Source organism: Actinomycetes bacterium, assembly GCA_036000965.1.
Taxonomy (GTDB): domain Bacteria; phylum Actinomycetota; class CALGFH01; order CALGFH01; family CALGFH01; genus DASYUT01.
Genome location: DASYUT010000027.1, coordinates 1 through 5,434 on the forward strand (window position 1 = coordinate 1; position 5,434 = coordinate 5,434).

A 5,434-nucleotide genomic window follows, 5' to 3' on the forward strand; every position below is an offset into this window, starting at 1 on the left:
GTCAGCGGCGCCTATGTCTGGGCCGTGCTGGCGGTGAGCCTGTCTGCGGTCGTGCTCGTCGTGGGGTACCGAGCGGACCTGTGGTGGCTGGTGCCGGTCGCGGTGTTCACCTATGCCCTGGCGGTGCTGGGACGCTACGGCGCGCCCGGCGGTTCCGCGGCTGGGGCTCACGCCTGCGTGCACGGCCAGGGGGGCTCCTACCTCGCGCTGGTGACCGCCCTGGTGGTGGTTGCCCTCACCGTCGACGGGCCCCTGCAGGGACCGGCCGTGCTGGTCCCGTGAGTGCTCCCCACGATCGCTGGCACGCTGCTGGTCGAGTGGTGGCGTCGCCGGCTCGTCCAGACGCTCGCAGCCCGCCCCGACGCAGCCAGCCGGGCAAGCGGAAATGGCGCAGCGCCTCGGTTGTCGGCCGCTCGTCCTGACCTTCCTGACCCGCGTTGTGACGCGAGGTCCCCGCGGCCTGGCACACGTCGCTGAGCCTGGACATGCCCGCCGCCGCCAGCGGCCGCACAGGAGGTCCATCGCCGTGCCATCTCCGATGGAGGTTCCCTCCGCCCGCGTGCTGCAGGCCGCTTTGGACCGCGTCCTGCCCGCCGCTCAAACGGACCTCGAGGACCTCGTGCCGATCCCGTCGATCGCTGCGAACCCGGCACACCACGGCGATGTCGAGCCGGCCACGCGGGGCTGGCCAAGAACGGCCTCGGCCGGCGGCGCGCAGGTCGTGATCTGGGTCGCGTGCTCCGTCTGTGCCGCCTTCTCGTCGCACGGCTGAGTCGCTTCCCGACGATCACGTAGGCTCCGCTCCGCCATCCTGCCGGTGTTCTGCCGGCCTTCTTCCTGGTCGTGACCCCGGATCCCGAAGTAATCTCCGAGACGCCATCGCCCGCCGGCGGTTCCCCCCACCGCCGGCGGGCTCCTACCGGCACTGTTGCATTGAGCCGGAATGCGCCGGGAAGCCCAGCAAAGTGGAGGCTCTGCGTCATGGAAGGGCGCCAAGAAAGGCTCGAACCACTCGGTCGTGCCGATGGTCTGTCGTCTTTGAGCGGCGAAGTGGAGGCAGTCGGACGGGTGATCGCTCAATGCAACAACGCCGTCGACACCGTCCAGCCAAGCCCCTATAGCAGCGGCATGGCCGCCGCCCATACCCAGGCATTGCGTAACAGTTCAGCTCTCATGAACGTTTAGGAACAACGACAGCATGAAGACATTCGGGAGGCGAATACCCTGATAGCCGTGCCGCATCGAAAGCGTGCCTCGCTGGTCGCTTGCACAGGCGCCCTCGCGATAGGCCTCGCAATGTTCCTGGCGCTGGTACCTCAGCCGGCCCTCGCCGCGGACCTGCACGTCCCCGGCACCTTCCCGACCATCCAGGCCGCGCTCGACGCCGCAGCCTCCGGGGACACCGTGCTGGTGGACCCCGGCACCTATACGGAGAACCTGGACTTCCACCAGAAAGACGTGCGGGTGCAGAGCACTGGTGGAGCCGCGGCGACCACGATCGCCGTGGCAGGCGGGACCGCGGTCACGATCGGCCCGGCAGGAGCCGTCGTCGGCTTCACGGTGACGGGAGCGTCGGCGACCTTCGGGGCGGCAATGGCCGTGTCCGGCGCCGGCACCCTCGTCCAAGGCAACATCTTCGAAGGCAACACCGAGCAGGCCGGAGGCTTCGGCGCCGCCATCGGCGGCAACGTCGCGTCGCCGATCATCGACGGCAACGTGTTCCGCAACAACTCCTGCGACAGCCAGTTCCTCTCCGGGGTGGTGGCCTTCATCAACGGCTCCGCCCCCCGCATCACCAACAACGTCTTCGAGCACAACCCCTGCCGGGCGATCAACATGGTCCTCCCCGCGGAGGCCGCGCCGGTCGTCGTCAACAACACCATCGTCGACAACCCGGTCGGGCTCCTCGTCGACTCATTCGGCAGCGACGTCTACCGCAACAACATCGTGGTCGGTAACCAGATCGGGCTACAGTTCGGCGGCGGAAACCCGCCGGTCTGGGAAAACAACCTGGTGTTCGGCAACGGCACCAACTATTCGGCGATCGCCGATCAGACCGGCCTCGCTGGCAACATCTCCGCTGACCCGCTGTTCGTCGACGCCTCCCAGAACGACTACCACCTCCAGGCCGGCTCGCCGGCGATCGACGCAGGGACGGCACAGACGGCTCCCAGCATCGACTTCGACGGCAACGCCCGTCCGGTGGACGGCGACGGTGACGGAACCGCGACGGTGGACATCGGGGCGTTCGAGTCCCCGTCGCCATCGGTGCGGCCGGTCGGCATCGACATCCTGCCCAGGACCACACCCAACCGCATCAGCCTCCGACGGGACCGCACCGTCGCGGTGGCTGTCCTCTCCGCGGCCGGCTTTGACGCGCCGGCCGTCGTGGACAGAACCTCGCTCACGTTCGGCAGGACCGGCGACGAGCACAGCCTCGTCAGCTGCGCCAAGAACGCGCAGGACGTGAACGGCGACGGTCGCCGCGATCTGGTGTGCCGGTTTTCTGTCCAGCAGACGGGCTTCCAGCTCGGCGATACCGAGGGGATCCTGAGGGGCAGGACGGTCGGCGGAGTGGCGATCGAGGGAAGGGACTCCGTCCAGATCGTCAGCTAAGTGACTCGGTGCCGACCGTCGACGATCAGCCAGGAGCCTTGCTCTCTTGGGCAAGGCTCCTGGCATGGCGCGTTCTATGAGCATGAAGCTGCCACCGTTTCAGCACCTCGTGGAGGAACGCAGCACTGAGCGTGATGCGTGGCTGGCCGCAGCGCTCGCCGGTCCGGCCGAGGCGCTGTTGCACCTGCTGCAAGCGAGGCCGGCAGACTGTAACGATGAGAACTCGCTCTCCGGCACCCATGGCAGGCTCTGCGTTCGCTGGCTTCTGCTTCCCGCCAGAGGTGATCGTCGTGGCGGTGCGTTGGTACCCGCGCTTCGCGCTGTCCTACCGTGACGTGGAGGAGCTGCTCGCCGAACGCGGGATCGAGGTCGACCACGTCACCAGCTACCGCTGGGTGGTGCGGTTCACGCCGCCGCTGGGCCGACGCCGCCCGGCCCTGCCGCCACGCCGTGGGTGACCGCTGGCAGGTGGACGAGACCTATGTGAAGGTCGCAGGCCGCTGGCGGTACGTCTACCGCGCCATCGACCAGTTCGGGCAGGTCATCGACATCTTCGTCTCGCCGCGGCGCGACATGGGGCCGGCCCGCCGGTTCTTCGAGCAGGCCATCTGCACCAGCAGGGTCACGCCCTCGGAGGTCGTGACCGACTTGGCGCCAACGTATCCGGTGGTGTTGGCGGAGCTGCTGCCGGCTGCCTGGCATCGTACCGAGCGGTATGCCAACAACCGGGTCGAGGCGGATCATGGCAGATTGAAGGCGAGGCTTCGACCAATGCGTGGGCTCAAGAGGACCGCAGCGCCAGGGTCGTCATCAGCGGGCATGCTCTGGTCCAGAACGTTCGCCGAGGACACTACGAGCTCGCGGTCTGGGGTGCCGATGACCTGTCGAGTCGTGGTCACGTTCGACGAGCTCGCCTTGGCGATCTGACGCCAGACCGCTGCCGCGACGTCAGGATGCCGCCGACCGACCAGATGCAACCGCGCCCGCCGACCATTACAACCGCCACCGCCCGCACCGGGCCTTGGGGCCGACAGCGCCGCTGGAGCCCGACGAACCAGTTGTCCTGGCGCCGGCTGGGAGGGTCGTGCGACGAGACCGGCTCGGTGGGCTGATCCATGCATACGCGCAGGTCGCATGATGTGAACCGAATATCTGGCACCCACAGGTTCTGTCAGGTTGGTCGCGCGACGGTCAAGCCGAGCTGGTTGGCTGCCGCGGCCATCCGGTCGTCGTAGGTGACGATCCGGGCCAGGTCAGCGCCGAGCTGCCGCGCGGTCGCCAGGTGGATAGCGTCGAGGGACCTGAGCTCGACCGGCAGCATCCCGCCGGCGGCGTCCAGGACGCGATCGTTGATCCTGACAAGGTCGACGCGGGCGAGGACGTCATGGCCGCGTCGGACCGCTTCCGGTCCAAGCGACAACAGCGCCCGCGTGACCTCGGTGCGGGCGAGGGCGCTGGCGATCAGCGGCCGTCGGCGCCGGAGGTAGCGGCGCAGGGCCGCGGACTCCGGTTCACGCACGGCGAGCTTCACGAGCGCGGAGGAGTCGAGGTAGGTCGCCTTGTTAGCGCTCATCGCGCCGGAGGCGTGCGAGCATGCTCGACGGCGGTTCCTGGCCCGGTCCCAGGGGCAACGGGTCGGGCAGGTCGTCCAGGTCGTGCTGGCTGGGGACGAGGTCGCCGGCGGCGCTGAGGCGCTCGATCGGGCTGCGGTCCGGCAGTGGGGCAAGGACGGCGACCGGGCGGCCTCGGTCGGTGACCTCGATCGTCTCGCCGGCCTCGACACGCCGCAGCAACTCGCTCGCCCGCTGCCTGAGCTCACGCACTCCTACTGTCGCCATGTGCTAGTTGTAGCACATGGCGACAAGCTCTGTCGAGATAGCGGGTGGTCGCGTCCCGCAGGTGGCACAGGACGTTGCCCACTACATAGGTGCGGAACTCTGGGCCAAACGGCGGCCGGGATTTCGCTCCACTTTCCCTCCGCCCCACACCAGGCCGCGCGGGGCGGGACAGGCGGGGATGCCGAGTGACGACAGAGGCTGTCGGCAGGCCGTTTGTGCTGGTCGCGGGCGATGAGCGGGGTCCGGCGGGGATGCGAGGGGACTGAAGGGGAGCCGGGTCTGCGACCTGTAAAATCGCCGGCAATGCCTTCACAGGTTCGAATCCTGTCCCTGCCACCACCGCCACCACCAGCGGAAACGTGGTTGCCGCCCGGCCCGGTCACGCCATCCCGCCGGGCCTGGTTTCGCTCCGGTTTCGCTCCGCCCGACGCTCAGCCGACGCGGCTGGGCCGAAGACGCCCTCGATCAGCCCGCCCACCCAGGGTGCGGTCTGCGGGAGTTGGTGATTGTGGACGCGCTGGTCGGTCCCCTGCCGGCCCGGCCCTGGTGCACCAGGCCGCCCTGTTGGGCCGCGTGAGGGGGGCACAGCAGGGGCGCGTGAGGGGCGGAGCAGGGGGCAGGCCCAAGGCGGGACGACAGCTCAGCGCGGGCCGCCGCCGTTCCCGATCTGTCCCTGTGCCCTCGGCAGGACTCACAGCAGATGGGAGCACCAGCGACTAGTGGCCTGTCAGCCCTGAATTACAGGGTAGAGGCGCTTGAGCTTGATGCGGGCATCGTCGGTGGTGAAGCGCCAGTCGACGCCACGGCCAGTGCTATTGCGCGTCGCCTCCCACGCCGCGACCTCCCGCTCCAAGGTCGCCCGGTCGGCCAGCCGCCGGTCCAGGCACTGTCCGGCCAGGACACCAAGCTCAATCTCGGCCATGTTCGGCCAGCTCCCGTGCTTGGGCGTGTAGTGGAACTCGAGCTTGTCGGCCAGCCGC

Annotated in this window: 6 protein-coding genes and 1 pseudogene; 4 read left to right on the forward strand and 3 right to left on the reverse strand. The window is 68.9% G+C overall.

Annotated features, from left to right (window positions below):
- The 4 genes and pseudogenes from VG276_01385 to VG276_01400 all read left to right on the forward strand — a co-directional run.
- On the forward strand, window positions 1-282 hold a 282-nt coding region (locus tag VG276_01385; GenBank protein HEV8648062.1), incomplete at its 5' end, for a hypothetical protein.
- Between the two features lie 277 nt (window positions 283-559).
- A complete protein-coding gene (locus VG276_01390) occupies window positions 560-772 on the forward strand; it encodes a hypothetical protein (GenBank protein HEV8648063.1) in 213 nt (70 codons plus the stop codon).
- Between the two features lie 632 nt (window positions 773-1,404).
- Complete coding sequence (locus tag VG276_01395; GenBank protein ID HEV8648064.1) at window positions 1,405-2,616, forward strand: choice-of-anchor Q domain-containing protein; 1,212 nt, start codon at window positions 1,405-1,407, stop codon at window positions 2,614-2,616.
- 239 nt (window positions 2,617-2,855) lie between these two features.
- A pseudogene (locus VG276_01400) lies at window positions 2,856-3,482 on the forward strand (IS6 family transposase).
- Window positions 3,483-3,787: 305 nt separating this feature from the next.
- Here the strand turns inward: VG276_01400 and VG276_01405 are convergent.
- The 3 genes from VG276_01405 to VG276_01415 all read right to left on the reverse strand — a co-directional run.
- Window positions 3,788-4,189, reverse strand: a complete 402-nt coding sequence (locus tag VG276_01405) for a type II toxin-antitoxin system VapC family toxin (GenBank protein HEV8648065.1) — start codon at window positions 4,187-4,189, stop codon at window positions 3,788-3,790.
- Window positions 4,179-4,454, reverse strand: a complete 276-nt coding sequence (locus tag VG276_01410; protein ID HEV8648066.1) for a type II toxin-antitoxin system prevent-host-death family antitoxin — start codon at window positions 4,452-4,454, stop codon at window positions 4,179-4,181. The genes VG276_01405 and VG276_01410 overlap by 11 nt, the downstream gene beginning before the upstream one ends.
- A 727-nt stretch (window positions 4,455-5,181) precedes the next feature.
- Window positions 5,182-5,434, reverse strand: a 253-nt coding sequence (locus tag VG276_01415; GenBank protein ID HEV8648067.1) for an IS630 family transposase, incomplete at its 5' end; no start/stop codon positions are given.